Source organism: Microbispora sitophila, from assembly GCF_014892245.1.
Lineage (GTDB): Bacteria > Actinomycetota > Actinomycetes > Streptosporangiales > Streptosporangiaceae > Microbispora > Microbispora siamensis.
In genome coordinates this window covers 234,753-251,965 of sequence record NZ_JADBGC010000015.1, presented here as the reverse complement: position 1 = coordinate 251,965, position 17,213 = coordinate 234,753, and the positions used below count along the sequence as shown (strand labels likewise).

The following is a 17,213-nucleotide window of genomic DNA, read 5'->3' as shown; positions in this document are numbered from 1 at the left end:
TCTTCGACCCTCAGACCTACAAGCGCCGCAACGTGGTCGAGCGCTGCTTCAACCAGCTCAAACAGTTCCGCGCCCTGGCCACCCGCTACGACAAGACCGCTACCTCATACACCGCCGTGGTCACCATCGCAGCACTCCTGCTCTGGCTCTAGGCGACCACTATGAAGACAGGCCCTAGCCCCTAACCGTCCGCTCCGTCCGCCCCGGCCGCCGCCGTGAGCTCGCGCAGCGTCCGCGCGAGCGTACGGCGGCTGTCCGGCGGCAGATGGCGCAGCGCGGCGGCGATGTGCCCGCGCCGGGCCGCGCGGATCCGTTCGAGCGCCCTCCTGCCGGGCTCGGTGACGTCGATGCTGACCTCACGGCGGCTGTGCGGGGACAGCAGGCGCGTCAGCAGCCCGGCGGTGTGCAGGCGGGCCACCAGGCGGCCCGTGGCCGAGACCGACATGCCCAGCAGGGCGGCGAGCCCGCTCAGGTTCAGCGGGCCGTGCCGGTCGACCGCGAGCAGCACCCGTAACTGGGTGACGGACAGGTCGGAGCCGCGGGCCACCGCGTTGAGTGTCATCTCCACCAGGGCGAGCGAGGCGTCCTCGATCGACCACGCGTCCTCCTCCAGCGCGGTGTCCGTCTCCTCCACAGCTTCGGACCGCAGGGCTCCGAAATCCAGGGCTCCGGCGCTCATCGCGCCCCCAGGACCCGCGCCGGGCCGGGCCTGCGCGAGGCGCGCCACTCCGGGTGGTCGCCCAGCGGCGTGCCCCGCACCCCGGCCGCCAGCAACTCCGCGAGGTGGATCGCCTGCCGTCCCACCCCCGCCTGCTCGATCTGCGTACGGCAGCTGAACCCGTCGGCGAGGACGACCGTGCGGGCGTCGGCGGCGCGGATCGCCGGCAGGATCTCGTGCTCCGCGCAGGTCATCGACACCTCCAGGTGACCGGCGGTGAAGCCGAAGTTCCCGGCGAGGCCGCAGCAGCCGCCCACCGCCTCCACCCGCACACCGGCCCGGGACAGCAGGGCCTGGTCGGTCTCGAAGCCGAGCACCGAGTGGTGGTGGCAGTGCGGCTGGGCGACGGCGTCCCGGTCGATACGGGGCGGATCCCACCCGTCGGTCGCGCTCAGCAGTTCGGCGAGGGTCCTGGTCTGCTCGCGCAGCCGGGCGAAGTCCCGGTCGTGCGCGAACATCTCGGGCGCGTCGGCGCGGAACACCGCCGTGCAGCTCGGCTCCAGCCCGACGATCGGGATGCCGCGGCGCAGCGCCGGGGCGAGGGTCCGCACGGTGCGGCGCAGCACCTGCCGCGCCACGCCGAGCTGGCCGGTCGAGATCCACGTCAGACCGCAGCACAGCGTGCGCGGCGGGATCAGCACGCGGTAGCCCGCCGACTCCAGCACCTCGACGGCGGCGCGGCCGATGTGAGGGTGGAAGTTGTCGGTGAAGGTGTCCGGCCACAGCACCACGGGTCCCCGCTCGCCCCCGCCGCGCGGCCCGCGCCGCCGATACCAGTCGCGGAAGCGGACCCGCGCGAAGTCCGGCACCGGCCGGGCCGGTTCGAGCCCCGCCAGGCGCTTGGCGAGCCCGGACATCACGGGCGCGTGCGCCAGCGCGTTGACCACGCCCGGGGCGAGCGCCGCCACGCGGGCCCACACCGGCAGCCACCCCATCGCGTAGTGGTCCATCGGCCGGATCCTGCGCGCGTAGTGGTGGGCGAGGAACTCAGCCTTGTACGTCGCCATGTCGACCTGCATCGGGCAGTCGTGCTTGCAGCCCTTGCAGGCCAGGCACAGGTCGAGGGCGTCGTGCACGGCGGTGGAGCGCCAGCCGTCCCGCACCGCGGAGTCGGCGTGGCCGTTCAGCATCTCGAACAGCAGCCTGGAGCGCCCGCGGGTGGAGTGCTCCTCCTCGCCCGTGGCCCGGTAGGACGGGCACATCACCCCGCCGACGTGCCGGCGGCATTGGCCGACCCCCACGCAGCGCATGACGGCCCGCTGGAAGCTGCCCTCGTCGTCGGGATAGCCGAAGTGCACGGGCGGGTCGGCGGGCGTCCACTCGGGGCCGAGCCGCAGGTTCTCGTCCAGCCCGTACGGCGCGACGACCTTGCCCGGGTTCATCCGGTCGCCGGGATCGAAGACGGCCTTGACCTGCTCGAAGGCGGTCATGACCCTGGGGCCGAACATCTTGGGCAGCAGCTCGCCCCTGGCCTGCCCGTCGCCGTGCTCGCCCGACAGCGAGCCGCCGTAGGAGATGACGAGATCGGCGGCCCGTTCGAGGAAGGCGCGGAAGGCCGCCACCCCGTCGGCGGTCACCAGGTCGAACGGGATGCGGGTGTGCACGCAGCCCTGCCCGAAGTGCCCGTACAGGGAGGCGTCGCCGTAGCCGAACTCCTCGAACAGGCGGCGCAGGTCACGCAGGTAGCCGCCGAGTCTGTCCGGCGGGACGGCCGAGTCCTCGAAGCCCTCCCACGTCTCGCGCATGCCGGGCACGCGGGCGGTGGCGCCGAGCCCGGACTCGCGGACCTCCCACAGCTCCTTTTCGGTCTTCGCGTCGTCGATGAAGGAGATGTGCGGCGCGTGCTCGCTGCCCTTCAGCTCCTTCAGCAGGTCACGTCCCTTGGCGTCCGCCTCCTTCTGCGAGCCGGCGCCGAAGGAGACCATGAGCCAGCCGCCGCCCTCCGGCAGCCGCTTGAGCGCGTCGGGATGCATGTGCTTGCGCCGCTCGAAGTCCACGAGCTTGTCGTCCACCCCTTCGAGCTGGAGCGGGCCGTAGCGGGCGATGCGCGGCACGGCGTCGGCGGCCACGTCGATGTCGTGGTAGCCGAGCAGGACGAGGCACTCGGCCTTGGGCGCGGGCACCAGGCGCAGCTCGGCCCGCAGCACGGTGACCAGTGTGCCCTCCGACCCGACCAGCGCCCTGGCCAGGTCGAACCCGGCCTCGGGCAGGAGCTGGTCGAGGTTGTAGCCCGACACCCGGCGGGGGATGTCGGGGAAGCGGCGGCGGATCTCGTCGGCGTGCTCGTCCACGATCGCGCGCAGCTCGCGGTAGATCCGCGCCCTCGGCCCGCCCTCGGCCACGATGCGGTCGAACTCCTCGTCGCCGGTCGGTCCCACCCACATCCGCTGGCCGTCGTAGGTGAGGATCTCCAGCCGCGCGATGTTGTCGGCGGTCTTGCCGTACGCCTGGGCGGTCGAGCCGCAGGAGTTGTTGCCGATCATGCCGCCGAGCGTGCACTGGGAGTGCGTGGACGGGCGCGGCCCGAACATCAGGCCGGTGTCGGCAAGCAGCCGGTTCAGCACGTCGAGCACGATGCCGGGCTCGACCACGCAGGTGCGGGCCGAGGCGTCCACCGACACCAGCCGGTGGCAGTACTTGGACCAGTCGATCACCACGGCGGCGTTGCAGGTCTGGCCGCCCAGGCTCGTCCCGCCGCCCCGCGAGGTGATGGGCGCGCCGTGCTCCCGGCAGACCGCGATCGCCTCGGCCGCCGCGTCCACCGTCCGCGGCACCACCACCCCGAGCGGCACCTGCCGGTAGTTCGATCCGTCGGTGGAGTAGGCCCCACGGCTGCCCGGGTCGAACCTGACCTCGCCGTCCACGCGGGCGGTGAGGTCCCTCTCCAGGTCGCGCAGCCGCACGTACGGCCGGCGCGGCCGGGCTGTCACGGGCGCGGGAACGAGCACCTGGTCCGTCATGGCGTCACCGCCCCAGTTGAGAGATCTTGTCCTTGAACAGCGTCGTCGCGATGGCCGCCTTGTGCGGCTGTCCCTTCAGGAACGCCTCGGCGAACTTGACCGCCTGGTCGCGGGCGACCTTGCCCGGCATGGGCGGCTCGTTCGGGTCGACGTCGACGTCCACCAGCGCCGGCCCCGGATGGGCGAGGGCCTGCCTCACGGCCTCGTCCACCTCGGCGGGGTCGGTGACCTTGCGGCCATACCCGCCGCAGGAGCGGGCCCAGGCGGAGAAGTCGGAGGCGGGCGCGCCGAACCTGACCCCGTGCTCGGGGAACCCCAGCACCATCTGCTCCCACAGGATCTGGCCCAGCGAGCCGTTGTTGTTCACCACCACCGTGATCGGCAGGCCGAGCCGGGCCGCGGTGAGGAACTCGGCCATCAGCATCGCGAAGCCGCCGTCGCCGATGAACGCGATCACCTGACGCTCGGGGTGGGCGAGCTGCGCCGCGATCGCGTACGGCAGGCCGGGGGCCATCGTGGCGAGGTTGCCCGACAGGTAGAACTCCCGGTCGCCGCGGATCGTCCAGTGCCGGGCCGCCCACGTGGCGATCGTGCCGGAGTCGCAGGTGAGGATCGCGTCGTCGGAGGCGGCCCGGTCCACGCAGCCGATCAGGTACTGCGGGGCGATCGGGGTGCGCCTCGGGTTCTCCAGGGCGGCCATGTTGTCCCGCCATTCGGCCATGGCCTTCTGGTACTTCTCCAGGTGGGCCCGGTCGTCTTTCCGGTGCAGCAGCGGCAGCAGCGCGGCCAGCCCCTCCTTGGCGTCCCCGACCATCGGCACCTCGGTCGGCATGCGCACGCCCGTGCGGGCGGGGTCGGCGTCGATCTGCACGACCCGGACCTTGCCGGGCTCCGGCAGGTGCTTGGTGTAGGGGAAGTTGGTGCCGACCATCAGCAGGGTGTCGCAGTCCTCGACCAGTTCCTCGCCCGGCTTGGTGCCGAGCAGGCCGATGCCGCCCACCGCGTACGGCGAGTCGTCGGGGATGACCGCCTTGCCGGGCAGCGTCTTGATCACGGGGGCGCCCAGCGTCTCGGCGACGGCCAGCACCTCCTCGCGGGCGTGCAGGGCGCCCGCCCCGGCCAGGATCGCGGGCCGCCGGGCCGCGTTCAGCACCTCGGCGGCGGCCGTCAGGTCCTCGGCGCGCGGCACGCCGGGCGGGGACAGGTAGACGGGGGCGGTCGCGGGGGGCCGCGCGGGGGCGACGTGCTGGTAGGGGTCGGCGCCGGCGGGGGCCACCTGGACGTCGTTGGGCAGGCACAGGTGGGCCACCCCGCGCCGGGCGTACGCCGTGCGGATCGCGATGTCCACCACGCCCGGCAACTGGGCGGGGTTGTCCACCACGAGGTTGTACTCCGCCACGTCCTCGAACACGCGGTCGAGGTGAACCTCCTGCTGGTAGCCGGTGGCCAGCACGCTGGTCTCCTGCATGCCCGTGATGGCCAGCACCGGCTGGTGGTCGAGCTTGGCGTCGTACAGGCCGTTGAGCAGGTGGATCCCGCCGGGGCCCGAGGTGGCCAGGCACACCCCGATGCGGCCGGTGGCCTTCGCGTGCGCGGCCGCCATGAACGCGGCCGCCTCCTCGTGGTGCACCAGCACGAACCGGACGCGGTCGGATTGGCGGCGCAGCCCTTCCATGATGCCGTTGATGCCGTCCCCGGGAAGCCCGAAGACGGTGTCGACACCCCAGTCGGCGAGCCGCCTGATGAGTACTTCGGAGGCGATTTCCGTCATATGTGCGGCGCTGCCCCTGGAATGGGCAGCCGAACACTCACCACATGGAAAATTTTTCCTTCTGTCAGAATCGCCGTGTCACGGCCGGGTAGGGGGACGCCCGTGATCAGAGACCTCCACGTGTCGGCCTACCGCGTGCCGACCGACCGCCCGGAGGCCGACGGCACCCTGAGCTGGGACGCGACCACGATGGTGGTGGTCCGCGCGGACGCCGGCGAGACGACCGGGCTCGGCTGGACCTACGCCCCCGCCGCCGCCGCGCGTGTGGTCACCGACCTGCTCGCGCCGGTGGTGCGCGGCGGCGACCCGATGGACGTGCCGGGCCTGTGGACCGCGATGGTCCGCCGGGTGCGCAACGCGAGCCGCACGGGCGTCGCGGGGTACGCGATCTCCGCGGTCGACGTCGCGCTCTGGGACCTCAAGGCCCGGCTGCTGGGCGTGCCGCTCGCCCGCCTGTTCGGCCTCGCCCGGCAGTCCGTGCCCGTGTACGGCTCGGGCGGGTTCACCACGTACGACGACGACGTCACGACGGCACAGCTCGCGCACTGGGCGCACGCGCAGGGCATTCCCCGCGTCAAGATCAAGATCGGGGAGTCCGCGGGCACCGCGTCCGCCCGCGACCTGCACCGCGTGGCGCTCGCCCGCCGCGTCATCGGGGACGCCGCCGAGCTGTACGTGGACGCCAACGGCGGCTACAGCGCGAAGCAGGCCGTGCGGATCGAACGCCGGATGCGCGACCACGACGTGCGGTGGTTCGAGGAGCCGGTGTCCTCCGACGACCTGGCCGGGCTGCGCCTGGTGCGCGAGCGGGCCGACGCCGACGTCGCGGCCGGGGAGTACGGCGGCGACCTCACCTACTTCACCCGCATGTGCGCGGCGGGCGCCGTCGACTGCCTGCAGATCGACGCGACCCGCTGCGGCGGCTACACGGGCTGGTCCGGCGCGGCGGCGATCGCCGCCGGGCACGGGCTGGAGGTGTCGGCGCACTGCGCGCCCAACCTGCACGCGCCGGCCGCCGCGGCGACGCCGAACCTGCGCCACATGGAGTGGTTCCACGACCACGTGCGCATCGAGGGCGACCTGTTCGACGGCGCGGCCGATCCCACGGGCGGCACCGTACGCCCGCCGGACGCGCCGGGCCACGGCCTGTCGCTGCGCGCCGACGTGGCGGAGCCGTACCGGGTCGCGTAGGGCCCGTTCGGTCCGGACAGGGCGGGCGCGGCGTGCCCGCCCGGTCACCGCAAGGGGCTCAGTTGAGGCGTTCGAGGTAGCCGTTGTCGGCCAGCCAGCCGATCGACACCTCGCCGTCCGGGTTCGCGGGGGCGCCGGGGATGTACTTGGCGAGCGTGTGGAACTGCTCGCCCTGTCCGGGCATCTGGAACGCCGAGGCCGCCGGTCCCGCGTCCACGAGGAACGGCCGGATCACCCGGTAGGCGTGGTAGTTGCACAGGTGCGGGTCGCCCGGGACGTTGTTGAGGTTGTTCGGCCGGAGCGACCGCTTGGGGAACGGCGTGCCGAACGGCGCGAGGAACGCGCCGCCCTCTCCGCCGAAGCGGTCCACCTTGTAGCCGAGCGGGAGCTTCGCCGTCCTGATGAGCGGGCGGCCGTTGGTGTACCCGCCGGAGTGCGCGAATCCGGCGTCCTGGGGGAAGCGGTAGGAGTTGGCCGCCGGGATGAAGTAGCGCTCCAGGAACCGCTCCGGGGAGAGGCCGCCATATCGCACGTAGCCGTCCAGGATCTTGGCGACCAGGCCGGTGCGCGGCAGGACCACCGGGCCGAGGTTCGGGTCGCCGTTGACGAACGGCGGTCCGCAGACCTGGCCCGTCTTCGCGCCCAGGGGCTGGGGGTCGGAGGTCGCCGGGGCCTGCCCGGCGGGCGCGGTCGCGGCCTGGGCCGGGACACCGGTCAGGGCCGCCGTGGCAAGGGTGCAGGCGGCCACGAACAGCTTGCGAGAATGAACGCGCACGAATTCTCCTGATATTGCGCACACAGCATGCGATCTGGACATGTCCGCATCAGAAGGATTTCCATGGGAATCGCTCGGAGAAGGGCGCCGAGAAACCGCCATGATCGCTCTGACGCGATGGATTCGTGCGTACCCGGCCTTTGTTCAGGCGCATCGCAAGAAGATCGCCGCAGCGTTCAAAAACCTCGCGGCCTGGCGAAACAAAGCCGACATGAGGCGATATAAGGAATCGAAATCACGACGGCAGAGTTATTCCGGAATTCGGCGAAGGAGACGCGCGCCCTTTTCAGTCGTCCGTGTCGAACGGGTCGCCGAGCAGTCCGGCGTCGTGGACGAGCAGGGCGATCTGGACGCGGTTGTTGAGGCCGAGCTTGGCGAGGATGCTCGACACGTGCGTCTTGACGGTGGGGACGCTGAGGTGCAGCAGGGCGCCGATCTCGGCGTTCGGCCTGCCCTGGCCGACCGCCACCGCGACCTCCCGTTCCCGGTCGTTCAGCCGGGACAGACGCTCCCCGGCGCGGGCCCGGCGCCGGTCCCGGCCGTCCTCGGCGACCCGGGCGATGAGCCGCCGGGTCACCGCGGGAGACAGGACCGGATGGCCGGCGGCCACCCGGCGGATGGCGTCCACGATCTCGCCCGGCGGGGTGTCCTTCAGCAGGAACCCGGCGGCCCCCGCGCGCAGGGCGCGCAGCACGTGCTCGTCGGCGTCGAAGGTGGTCAGCACGATCACCTCGGGCGCGCCGTCGCGGGCGCGCAGCGCCTCGGTGGCGGCCAGGCCGTCCATCACCGGCATCCGGATGTCCATCAGCACCACGTCGGGGCGGTGCCGTCCGGCCAGCGGCAGCACCTCGGCGCCGTCTCCGGCCTGCGCGAGCACGCGGATGTCCGGGGCGCCGCCGAGCATCATCACCAGGCCGGCCCGGACCAGAGGGTCGTCGTCGGCGATGAGCACACCGATGGTGGAGTCGGGCACGATCATGCCGGCCACGGTAGCCAGGCCCGCACACGCCAGCCACCCGGGCCGCCGCCGACGCCCCCGTTCACGGGTCCGTCCATGGGGCCGTGCTCCAGCCGTCCCCCGGTCAGCGTCACGCGCTCGGCCAGGCCGGCGAGGCCGTGGCCGCCTCCGCTCCCGGCATCCCGTCCGATGTCCGCGGGGGCGTCGTTGACCACCTCGACCGTCAGGCCCTCGCCGGACGCCCCCGACACCCGTACGCGGACCCCGGCTCCCGGCGCGTGCTTGCGCGCGTTGGTGAGGGCCTCCTGCACGACACGATAGGCGGTACGGCTCACCCGCTCCGGGACCGTCTCCTCCGAGCCGAGGTCGTCGCACAGCTCCACCCGCATACCGGCCCGGTCCGACTCCGCGACGAGCTCCCGCAGGTCGGCCAGGGTGGGCAGACCGGGCCGCGTGGGCGCGGACGGCTCGCCGGCCGGGGCGCGCAGCACGCCGATCACCTCGCGCAGATCCTGCAGGGCCTGGTGGGCGCTCTCCCTGATCACCCGCGCAGCCCTGGCGACGTCGGCGGGGTCGGCGCCGGGATTGAACTCCAGCGCCCCGGCGTGCACGCTCAGCAGCGACAGCCGGTGGCCGAGCACGTCGTGGATCTCCCTGGCGATCGCGTCGCGGACCTGGTGCTGCGCCTGCTCGGCCCGCAGCCTCGCCTCGGTCTCCATCCGGGCCTCGCGGTCGCGCTGCGCCAGCACCAGCCGCCGCCGGTGGTGGACGAACAGCCCCCAGCCGGCCGCCGCGCCCTGCAAGGCCAGGCCCAGCGTGAACATCACGAGCGGCGGCTCGGCAGGTTCCGGGCGCAGCCACGTGAAGAGGAGCGAGGCCAGCACACCGAGGCCGAACACCGCACCGGAGGTCCGCGGGCGGCGGTGGACCGCGACCGAGAACAGCGCGGCCAGCATCGGGCCCGCGACCATTTCGAAGACGGCCCCCAGCGCGACGAGCGTCACCGCGAGACCGACCGGCCACCGGCGGCGCAGCCACAACGCGGCGCACCCGAGCGCGCCTGCGACCTGGTCGAGGAGGAACAGCCACGCGGGCGGCAGAGGTGCGGTGTCGAGGCGGTCCAGCGACATGGAGAAGGCGAAGGCCGCGGCGAGCACGAACATCGCCGTGTCCACGAGCCAGTCACGCCGGCTTCGCCGGTGCCGAGGGGCTGCGGAGGGGTTCATATGCCCCGCAGCGTACGACCTGAGGGCGGTCGCGCCCACGGCTGAGCGGCGAAGACCATACCGAAGTCGGGCGCCGTCCGACCTCGGTCGGACGGCATGCCACACACCGGCGACCTTCGCCGAGCGGAAGCATGCCGATGCCCGATCCCCGTCGCGCGCGCCGGTCCCTAGCGTCGGCGCCATGCGCAACGTCATCCAATTGGCCGGGGCGTACCTGGTCGCCGCGGGCATCAGCGGGACCATCGACCACCTTGCCGTGCAGCCGTTCTGGAGCGCGATACTCAACGTCTTCAACCGGCAGGTCATCCCGCGCCTGGACTTCCTGACCGGCTACGAGGTCTACGCCAACCTCCTCGTCGCGGTCGTCGGCGCCGTCGTCCTCGCCGCCGCGTGGAGGCGAAATGAAGACGCGTGATCCGCGGCGTCTCGCCGTGGCGGCCGGGCTCCTGGTGCTGGCGCCGATGTGCGCCGAGTACGTCACGGGTTACGACGACAGCACGGGCGACCCGCTCGTGCTCGCCGCCAGCCTGCTGATCTTCAGCCCGCTGTACGGCGCGCCCGCCCTGCTCATCCGTGAGGCGGCCCGCCGCCTGGGCATGCCCTGGCCGGGCATCCTCGCCCTCACGGCGGCCTTCGGCGTGCTGCAGGCCGGCGTCATCGACCAGTCCATGTTCAGCGAGGGCTATCGGGACATCCCCTACTGGGAGGAGATGATCCGTCCGACGTACGTCGAGCCGTTGGGACTGGCGGCCTACACCACGCTGTCCTTCGTCGCGGGTCACGCGATCTGGAGCTTCGGCGTGCCGATCGCGCTGACGGAGGCGCTGAGCCCCCGGCTTTCGCGTACGCCCTGGCTGCGGACGCCCGGTCTGGTCACGGCTGCGGTGCTGTACCTCGCGGCGGCGGCGTTCGTCCTGCGCGAGCATCTGCGGACCGAGCCCGACCACGCCACGGCCGGGCAGGTAGCGGGATCGCTCACGGTCGTCGCGTTGCTCGTGCTCGTCGCGCTGATCTCCGCCGTGAGAAGGCGGCGCCGAGCCGAACTGCCGGCACCGCCGGGAGGCACCGCGCCGCGGCCGATCGTCGTGGCGGTGGCCGGCCTGGTGGCGGGCCTGCTCTTCAACTTCCTGCCCTCGACCTGGGCCGGGGTCGTGGCCGGGCTCGCGGTGATCGCGCTGTGCGCCGCGGCCGCCGTCCGCCTCGCCCGCTCGCCGGAGTGGAGCGTCCGCCACGCCGCCGCGCTCGCCGCCGGAGCCCTGACCGCGCGTGCGGCGGTCGGGTTCTTCGCGGTCCCGCTGGGAGAGGTCGCACCGGTCGCCAAGTACGCGCACAACGTCGCGTTCCTCGCGGGCGCGATGCTGCTCGGCGTCCTGACGACGCGGCGCCGCGGCACCGCGTGACTCGCGGTGCGTTCATCCTTCCTCGCGGACGACCTCGCCGGGGTCCTTGTCGTCGCGCAGGCCTCGCCAGGAGGGGTGGCGCAGCCGCCCCTCGCCCGTCCACTCGGCGAACTGCACCTCGCCGACCAGGACCGGGTCCACCCACCGGCCGCCCCTGGCCTCCTCACGGGTGATGCCGTCGAAGGGGGGTGTGTCCCGCCGCAGCGGCGCCAGGCGCTCGCCGAGCCGCCGCAGCGCCTCGTCGGTGAAGCCGGTGCCGACGCTGCCGGCGTACCGCAGGCGCCCGCTGTCGTCGTTGACGCCCACCAGCAGCGAGCCGACGGTGTTCGCCCGGCGGCCCTCCCCGGCCCGCCATCCGCCGACGACGACCTCCTGCGTGCGGACGTTCTTGACCTTCACCCAGTCGGGGGAGCGGCGGCCGGGGCGGTAGGGGGAGGCGAGCCGCTTGGCCACGACGCCCTCCAGCCCCAGCCGCCGGGAGTCGGCCAGCGCGTGCTCGCCGCCGTCGGCGTAGTAGGGCGGGATGGCCCAGTGGCGTCCGGCGTGGACGAGGTCCTCCAGGCGGCGCCGCCGCTCCGTGTAGGGCATCGTGATCACGGCCGCGGCGTCGACGTGCAGCACGTCGAACAGCAGGTACGTCACGGGCGTGGTGACCAGGAGTTGCCTGATCTTGAGCGGGTTGCGCTGGTGCATGCGCGGCTGCAGCGCCTCGAACGACGGCCTGCCCTGCTGGTCGAAGGCGACGATCTCCCCGTCGAGCACCACCGCGTGCCCGCCCGTGGCGCCGGTCAGACCGGCGAGTTCGGGGTAGGCGGCGGTGACGTCCTTGCCGTTCCGGGAGATCAGCCGCAGTGTGCCGTCCTCGACGTAGCCGAGGGCGCGGACCCCGTCCCACTTCATCTCGTGCGCGTACTCGCCCTCGGGCTCGGGCAGCCGCCCGAGCCGGGCCATCATCGGCGTGTACGCCGGAAGGGCGGCCATGCCCTGCTGGTACCCCGGCGAGCCCGGCGCGTACCTTCTGACCTGCGGCGACGCGCTCCGCCATCCTCCGAAGGAGGGATGCCGGGCGACGAGTCGGGTGATGCCGCGCGATCGGCGCCGCCGCGAACCTTGAGGCATGGAAGCCATCGAGGTGACAGACCTCCGCAAGGCGTATGGGGACACCCGCGCCGTGGACGGGGTGACGTTCACGGTCCGGGCCGGTGAGACGTTCGGGATCATCGGCCACAACGGCGCGGGAAAGACCACGACCGTCGAGTGCCTGATCGGGCTCAGGCGAGCCGACGCCGGCACAGTGCGCGTGCTCGGCGAGGATCCTGCGCGCAGGCGGCGTGCCCTGGCTCACCGCCTCGGCGTGCAACTGCAGGTCAGCTCCCTGCCCGAGCGGATCAAGGTGGCCGAGGCGCTGCGCATGTTCGGCTCCTTCTACCGGAACGCGGCCGACTGGCGGCGGGTGATGGAGCGCTGGGGCCTGCGGCCGCTGGCGAGCAAGGCGTTCGGCGACCTGTCGGGCGGGCAGAAGCAGCGGCTGATGCTCGCGCTGGCCCTGGTCGGCAACCCCGAGGTGGTCGTGCTCGACGAGCTGACCACGGGCCTCGACCCGATCGCGCGCCGCGAGACCTGGCGGCTGATCGGCGACCTGAAGACGGCGGGCACCACCGTGGTGCTGGTCAGCCACTACTTCGACGAGATAGAGGCGCTCTGCGACAGGGTCGCCGTCTTCGCCCACGGCCGGGTGGAGGCGACGGGCACCACGGGCGAGCTCATCGCCCGGACCGGAACCGCCTCGCTGGAAGAGGCCTACCTCGCTCTGGAGGGAGTGGACCGATGAAGGCGTTCACGGCTCTGACGGCCGCCGAGCTCAGGCTGCTGTCGCGCGATCCCGCCTCGTTGTTCTTCATGGTGGCCTTCCCTCTCATGCTGCTGGTGCTCAAACGCGGCGACGGCGGCGCGGTCCCCGGCTACCTCGCGATGATCGTCACTATCGGCGGGATGGGCGCGCTGCCGGGCCTGTTGGCCTCTTACCGCGAGCGCAAGGTGCTCAAGCGGCTGGCCACCACGCCGATCTCCCCGGTCCTGTTGCTCGGCGCCCAACTGGTGGCACAGGTCGCCGCGGGTCTGGCGGGCTCGGTGCTGCTGGTGGTCGTGGCGATCGCGGTGTTCGGCGCGCGGGCGCCCGGCGACGTCCTCATGCTGGCCGCCGCCTTCCTGCTCTGCTCGGTGATGGTCTGCGCGTTGGGCTTCGTGATCGCCGCGGTCGTGCGCAACACCAGGGGCGCGAGCTTGATCGGCATGCTGGTCATGTTCCCCATGATCTTCCTGTCGGGCGCGGCCGTGCCCAGGAAGGCCCTGCCCGGCTCGCTGCGCCAGATCGGCGACTTCCTGCCCCTGACCCCGGCTGTGGAGGCCCTGGGGGACGCCTGGTCCGGCACCGCCGCGTCCTTCCCCCTGCTGATCCTGGCCGGGATAATCGTGGCGGCCACGGCCGCCGGCGCCGCGCTGTTCCGATGGGAGTGAGGACGTGAATGTCTGGGAGGCGCGCTGGTTGCGCGCCTTCCACATGTTGTATTACGCCTGTCTGGCGCTCGGGCTGATCCTCTCGTACGGGGAGGGCGCGGGCCCCGGCCCGCTGACGCTGGGAATCGTCGCGCTCATGGCCGGCTGGCACGGCTTCTTCGTCGCACGGCGGCCGCGGCTGCTCGGGCGGCCGAATCCGATGGCCTTCCACCTGGCGGTCGTCTGCGCGCTCTACGTCGCGCTGGTGGTGCGGGACCGGTCCTTCGACGTGGTCGTCTTCGGGCTGATGCCCCAGCCGTATCTGATGCTGGCGAGGCCCTGGTCCTACGTGGGGGCCGTGGCGACGGTCCTCAGCACGTTCGCCGCCAGAGGCTATCTGGACGATCCGAACGCGTTGTGGCGGCTCGTCGGGAGTTCCGGTCTCGTCGTGGCGATCGGATTGTTCGTGGACTACGTGTCCCGGCAGAGCGCACAGAACCGGACGCTCGGGATGCTGGAGGAGCGGGCGAGGCTGGCCAGGGAGATCCACGACACCCTCGCGCAGGGGTTGAGCGGGATCGTCACCCAACTGGAGGCGGCCGAGCAGGCGATGCCCGACCTGCGCGCCGTACAGAAGAGGATCGCGCTGGCCAAGGAGCTGGCGCGCGACAACCTCCAGGAGGCGCGGCGCTCGGTCGACGCGCTGCGGCCGGGCCCTCTCGCCGGCGCGGGTCTCGACGCGGCGCTCGCGGAGGTGACCGCCCGGTGGTCGCGGACGTCGGGGGTGACGGCGACCGTGTCGGTGGAGGGGACGCCCCGGCCGCTGTCCGGTGAGGCAGGAGCGACGCTGTTGCGGGCGGCGCAGGAAGGGCTGTCGAACGCGGCCAAGCACGCCCGGGCGGGCAGGGTCGCGATCACGCTGACCTACATGGACGATGAGGTGACGCTCGACGTGTTCGACGACGGGGTGGGTTTCGATCCGGACGTGCGCGGCGCGGGTTACGGGCTGGCGGCCATGCGGGAGCGGGTCGGCGGCGTCGGGGGAACGCTGACCGTGGAGTCCGCTCCGGGAGAGGGGACGGCGCTGTGCCTGCGGATCCCCTCAAGCTGATGATCGTCGATGACCATCCGGTGGTCCGCGACGGACTGCGCGGCATGTTCGACCATGTGGCGGACATCGAGGTGGTGGCGGAGGCGTCCGACGGGTTCGAGGCGCTGGCCATGGCCAGGAGGGCGCGGCCGCATGTGGTGCTGATGGACCTTCGCATGCCGGGCCTGGACGGTGTCGGGGCGATCCAACGACTCCGGGCGGACCACCCGGAGATCAAGGTGGTCGTGCTCACCACGTACGACACGGATGCGGACGTGGCGCGGGCCATGGCCGCCGGGGTGGCGGGCTACCTGCTGAAGGACGCGCCACGCGAGGAACTGCACAGAGCGGTCCGTACGGCCGCCGCCGGCGGAGCGGTCCTGGCGCCATCGGTCGCGTCCGCTCTGATGAGCAGGCCCGCGGCCCAGGAGCCGAGCCCGCGCGAGCTGGAGGTGCTCCGCCTGGTGGCGCGGGGCTCGGCGAACAAGGAGATCGCCAGGGCCCTGCTGATCAGTGAGACGACGGTGAAGACGCATCTCAAGCACGTCTTCGCCAAGCTCGGTGTCGACAGCAGGGCCGCGGCCGTCGTCGTCGCCATGGAGCGCGGGCTCATCTAAGGGAGGATCTCCAGGCGGACGTCGAGGCCCTCGTACAGGTAGGGGGTCGCGGTGATGATCCGCCAGTTGCGGCGGGTGGCGTGGACGACCGCGTGGGCGGCCACCAGGACGTCGGGCAGGAGCGCGTCGGCGGCGGACGGCCGGTGGCGCCGCAGGCTCGTCATGACCGCCTGCGCGTACGGCCCGCCTTCGACGGCGTCGTCGGGGGAGAGCGCGCCGGTGACCACCATCGACATGCGCAGGAAGCGTTCGAGCCGGGGCTGGATGGGGCCCAGCGACAGCACCTGGACGGCGAGCGCGGGGACGAGGAGGGTGACGCCGTGGGCCGAGGACTGCCGCACGACGGCCCTGCCGTACATGCTCTTGCCCTCGATCAGGTGGACGACGGCGTCGAGGTCCAGCACGTGGCCGGACAGGACACCGGCCGGTGGGACGGGGTCGGTCACGCGGCGTCCGCCTTGGCGTCGCCGGTCACCAGGCGCGCCGCGCGGGCGCTGTCGTCATCGGTGATTCCGTCCTGCCAGCCCGGCCCCCATAAATCGGCCATGATGGCCAGGTCGCCCTGGATGCGCCGCCGCTCCCGCAGCGCCGCGGCGATGTAGGCCGAGGCGTTGCCGGACGCCTGCGCCTCGTCGGCGAGTTCGTCCGGCAAAGAGATCGTAATCTTCTTGGTCATACTTGGGAGGCTACCCAGTCATACCGTCGGCGGTCCACCGGTTCGCGGAAACCACTTCGCGGCAGACGACGGGGTACAACCCTGGGGCGAGGGGGTGAGGCGCATGCGGCTGGCGGGGGCACGGGTGCTCGTCACGGGCGCGTCGTCGGGTATCGGCGCCGCCACGGCGCTGGAGCTGTCGGCGCGCGGTGCGCGGCTGGTGCTGTCCGGGCGCGACCAGGAGGCGCTCGCGGGCGTCGCAGCCCGGACCGGCGGAGAGGTCCTGCCCGCCGACCTGTCCGATCCCTCGGCCGACCTCGCCGTACGCGCAGGGCGGGTGGACATGCTGGTGGCGTGCGCGGGCGAGGGCTGGAGCGGGCCGCTCGCGCGGATGTCCGGCGGCACGGCCGAACGCATGATCGCCGTCAACCTGACGGCCCATGTGCAGCTCACCCGGCTGCTGCTGCCCGGGATGCTGGAGCGCGGCCGGGGTCACCTCGTCTATGTCGCCTCGATCGCCGGCGTGGTGGGCGTGCGGGAGGAGGCGGTGTACGCCGCGACCAAGGCGGGCCTGCTGGCCTTCGCCGAGAGCCTGCGCTATGAGGTGCCCGGGGTCGGCGTGACCGCCGTGGTGCCCGGGGTGGTCGACACGCCGTTCTTCGCCCGGCGCGGCAGGCCGTACACGCGCCGCAGGCCGGCGCCCGTCCCCCCGGAGCGGGTGGCCCGCGCCATCGCGGTCGCCGTCGAGCGTGACCGCGCCGAGGTGTACGTGCCGGCCTGGCTGCGGCTGCCCGCCCGCCTGCACGGTGCCGCGCCCGGCGCGTTCCGCGTCCTCGCCCGCCGCTTCGGCCGTCCCTGACCGAGTGGCGCGGCCGCCGCCGACCCCCGGGAAGGGCGTACGGCTACAGCGCCGCGGACCTGAACACCATGTACAGCGCCTGGCTGACCAGGTACTCCGGCGTGCCCCGCGGCAGGGTGATCCTCGACGGCGCCGGCCTCGCCACCGATGTCGCCGCGGTCGGCGGCGACAGCCGCCTCAACGGCACGCTGCTCGCGGTGCACGACTGCACGATGTTCGTCACCCCGCCCTACGACGAGACCACGTGGGCGAACCACATCGCAGCACCACCAACGGGTCCACCGCCGCACAGTCGGGCGACACCGGCGGCACGACCCCGCAATGGATCATCGAGCCCGCCGGCAGCTACGTGCGAATCAAGAACCGCGCGACCGGTCTCTATCTCGACGGCATGGGCCGCACGTCCAACGGCGCCGGCCTGGCTCAGGACAGCGACAGCGGCAGCACCAACCAGCAGTGGAACATCGTCGCGGCGGGCTGACCCGCCCATGCTCGCC

General features: G+C 72.7%; 20 protein-coding genes. 10 read left to right on the top strand and 10 right to left on the bottom strand.

Annotation, left to right across the window (positions count from 1 at the left end; genetic code table 11):
• On the top strand, window positions 1-152 hold a 152-nt coding region (locus IL992_RS27510; RefSeq protein ID WP_193206259.1), incomplete at its 5' end, for a transposase.
• 29 nt (window positions 153-181) lie between these two features.
• Here the strand turns inward: IL992_RS27510 and IL992_RS27505 are convergent.
• Genes IL992_RS27505 through IL992_RS27495 form a run of 3 tightly spaced genes read right to left on the bottom strand, consistent with a single transcriptional unit; the run spans window position 182 to window position 5,449 of the window.
• Complete coding sequence (locus IL992_RS27505) at window positions 182-634, bottom strand: MarR family winged helix-turn-helix transcriptional regulator (RefSeq protein ID WP_319018864.1); 453 nt, start codon at window positions 632-634, stop codon at window positions 182-184.
• Window positions 635-675: 41 nt separating this feature from the next.
• Window positions 676-3,678: an FAD-binding and (Fe-S)-binding domain-containing protein gene (locus IL992_RS27500; protein ID WP_193206257.1), complete on the bottom strand. Its 3,003-nt coding sequence runs from the start codon at window positions 3,676-3,678 to the stop codon at window positions 676-678.
• A 4-nt stretch (window positions 3,679-3,682) separates the two neighbouring features.
• Window positions 3,683-5,449 carry a thiamine pyrophosphate-dependent enzyme gene (locus IL992_RS27495; RefSeq protein ID WP_193206256.1) on the bottom strand — a complete coding sequence of 589 codons (1,767 nt, stop codon included), beginning with the start codon at window positions 5,447-5,449 and terminating at the stop codon, window positions 3,683-3,685.
• 102 nt (window positions 5,450-5,551) lie between these two features.
• Here IL992_RS27495 and IL992_RS27490 point away from each other — a divergent pair, with 102 nt between their 5' ends.
• Window positions 5,552-6,640: an enolase C-terminal domain-like protein gene (locus IL992_RS27490; protein WP_319018863.1), complete on the top strand. Its 1,089-nt coding sequence runs from the start codon at window positions 5,552-5,554 to the stop codon at window positions 6,638-6,640.
• A gap of 58 nt (window positions 6,641-6,698) precedes the next feature.
• Here IL992_RS27490 and IL992_RS27485 read toward each other — a convergent pair whose 3' ends face one another.
• The 3 genes from IL992_RS27485 to IL992_RS27475 all read right to left on the bottom strand — a co-directional run bounded on the left by IL992_RS27485 (window position 6,699) and on the right by IL992_RS27475 (window position 9,599).
• The gene (locus IL992_RS27485; RefSeq protein ID WP_193206254.1) at window positions 6,699-7,415 is read right to left on the bottom strand and encodes a TNT domain-containing protein; all 717 of its coding nucleotides are present in this window, start codon (window positions 7,413-7,415) and stop codon (window positions 6,699-6,701) included.
• Window positions 7,416-7,701: 286 nt separating this feature from the next.
• Window positions 7,702-8,394 carry a response regulator transcription factor gene (locus IL992_RS27480; protein ID WP_193206253.1) on the bottom strand — a complete coding sequence of 231 codons (693 nt, stop codon included), beginning with the start codon at window positions 8,392-8,394 and terminating at the stop codon, window positions 7,702-7,704.
• Entirely contained in the window at window positions 8,391-9,599 is a 1,209-nt protein-coding gene (locus IL992_RS27475; protein ID WP_193206252.1) for a sensor histidine kinase, read from the bottom strand. The genes IL992_RS27480 and IL992_RS27475 overlap by 4 nt, the downstream gene beginning before the upstream one ends.
• A 181-nt stretch (window positions 9,600-9,780) precedes the next feature.
• Between IL992_RS27475 and IL992_RS27470 the strand changes: the two genes are divergently transcribed.
• Together IL992_RS27470 and IL992_RS27465 are read left to right on the top strand one after the other, a co-directional pair.
• Entirely contained in the window at window positions 9,781-10,014 is a 234-nt protein-coding gene (locus IL992_RS27470; protein ID WP_193206251.1) for a hypothetical protein, read from the top strand.
• Window positions 10,001-10,999 carry a hypothetical protein gene (locus IL992_RS27465; RefSeq protein ID WP_193206250.1) on the top strand — a complete coding sequence of 333 codons (999 nt, stop codon included), beginning with the start codon at window positions 10,001-10,003 and terminating at the stop codon, window positions 10,997-10,999. The genes IL992_RS27470 and IL992_RS27465 overlap by 14 nt, the downstream gene beginning before the upstream one ends.
• A gap of 12 nt (window positions 11,000-11,011) precedes the next feature.
• On the opposite strand, the gene ligD is transcribed toward IL992_RS27465, so the two are convergent.
• Window positions 11,012-11,980 carry a non-homologous end-joining DNA ligase gene (ligD, locus tag IL992_RS27460; protein WP_193206249.1) on the bottom strand — a complete coding sequence of 323 codons (969 nt, stop codon included), beginning with the start codon at window positions 11,978-11,980 and terminating at the stop codon, window positions 11,012-11,014.
• A gap of 136 nt (window positions 11,981-12,116) precedes the next feature.
• On the opposite strand from ligD, the gene IL992_RS27455 reads away from it, so the two are divergent.
• The 4 genes from IL992_RS27455 to IL992_RS27440 are packed head-to-tail and all read left to right on the top strand — an operon-like array spanning window position 12,117 to window position 15,202.
• On the top strand, window positions 12,117-12,830 hold the full coding sequence (locus IL992_RS27455) for an ABC transporter ATP-binding protein (RefSeq protein ID WP_193206248.1): 714 nt from the start codon (window positions 12,117-12,119) through the stop codon (window positions 12,828-12,830).
• Window positions 12,827-13,516, top strand: a complete 690-nt coding sequence (locus IL992_RS27450) for an ABC transporter permease (RefSeq protein ID WP_193206247.1) — start codon at window positions 12,827-12,829, stop codon at window positions 13,514-13,516. The genes IL992_RS27455 and IL992_RS27450 overlap by 4 nt, the downstream gene beginning before the upstream one ends.
• A 4-nt stretch (window positions 13,517-13,520) precedes the next feature.
• Window positions 13,521-14,606, top strand: a complete 1,086-nt coding sequence (locus IL992_RS27445) for a sensor histidine kinase (RefSeq protein WP_193206246.1) — start codon at window positions 13,521-13,523, stop codon at window positions 14,604-14,606.
• A complete protein-coding gene (locus IL992_RS27440; RefSeq protein ID WP_193206245.1) occupies window positions 14,606-15,202 on the top strand; it encodes a response regulator in 597 nt (198 codons plus the stop codon). Before IL992_RS27445 ends, IL992_RS27440 begins: the two co-directional genes overlap by 1 nt.
• Here the strand turns inward: IL992_RS27440 and IL992_RS27435 are convergent.
• Entirely contained in the window at window positions 15,199-15,648 is a 450-nt protein-coding gene (locus IL992_RS27435) for a hypothetical protein (RefSeq protein WP_193206244.1), read from the bottom strand. The two genes, IL992_RS27440 and IL992_RS27435, sit on opposite strands and share 4 nt — an antisense overlap.
• Window positions 15,645-15,878 carry a ribbon-helix-helix domain-containing protein gene (locus IL992_RS27430; protein ID WP_142648514.1) on the bottom strand — a complete coding sequence of 78 codons (234 nt, stop codon included), beginning with the start codon at window positions 15,876-15,878 and terminating at the stop codon, window positions 15,645-15,647. Before IL992_RS27430 ends, IL992_RS27435 begins: the two co-directional genes overlap by 4 nt.
• Window positions 15,879-15,981: 103 nt before the next feature.
• Between IL992_RS27430 and IL992_RS27425 the strand changes: the two genes are divergently transcribed.
• On the top strand, window positions 15,982-16,716 hold the full coding sequence (locus IL992_RS27425) for an SDR family NAD(P)-dependent oxidoreductase (protein ID WP_193206243.1): 735 nt from the start codon (window positions 15,982-15,984) through the stop codon (window positions 16,714-16,716).
• Window positions 16,717-16,759: 43 nt separating this feature from the next.
• Here the strand turns inward: IL992_RS27425 and IL992_RS46590 are convergent, their stop codons facing one another.
• On the bottom strand, window positions 16,760-16,939 hold the full coding sequence (locus IL992_RS46590) for a hypothetical protein (protein ID WP_226873899.1): 180 nt from the start codon (window positions 16,937-16,939) through the stop codon (window positions 16,760-16,762).
• A gap of 21 nt (window positions 16,940-16,960) precedes the next feature.
• On the opposite strand from IL992_RS46590, the gene IL992_RS27420 reads away from it, so the two are divergent.
• Window positions 16,961-17,197: an RICIN domain-containing protein gene (locus tag IL992_RS27420; RefSeq protein WP_319018862.1), complete on the top strand. Its 237-nt coding sequence runs from the start codon at window positions 16,961-16,963 to the stop codon at window positions 17,195-17,197.
• The last annotated feature ends 16 nt before the right edge of the window (window positions 17,198-17,213 follow it).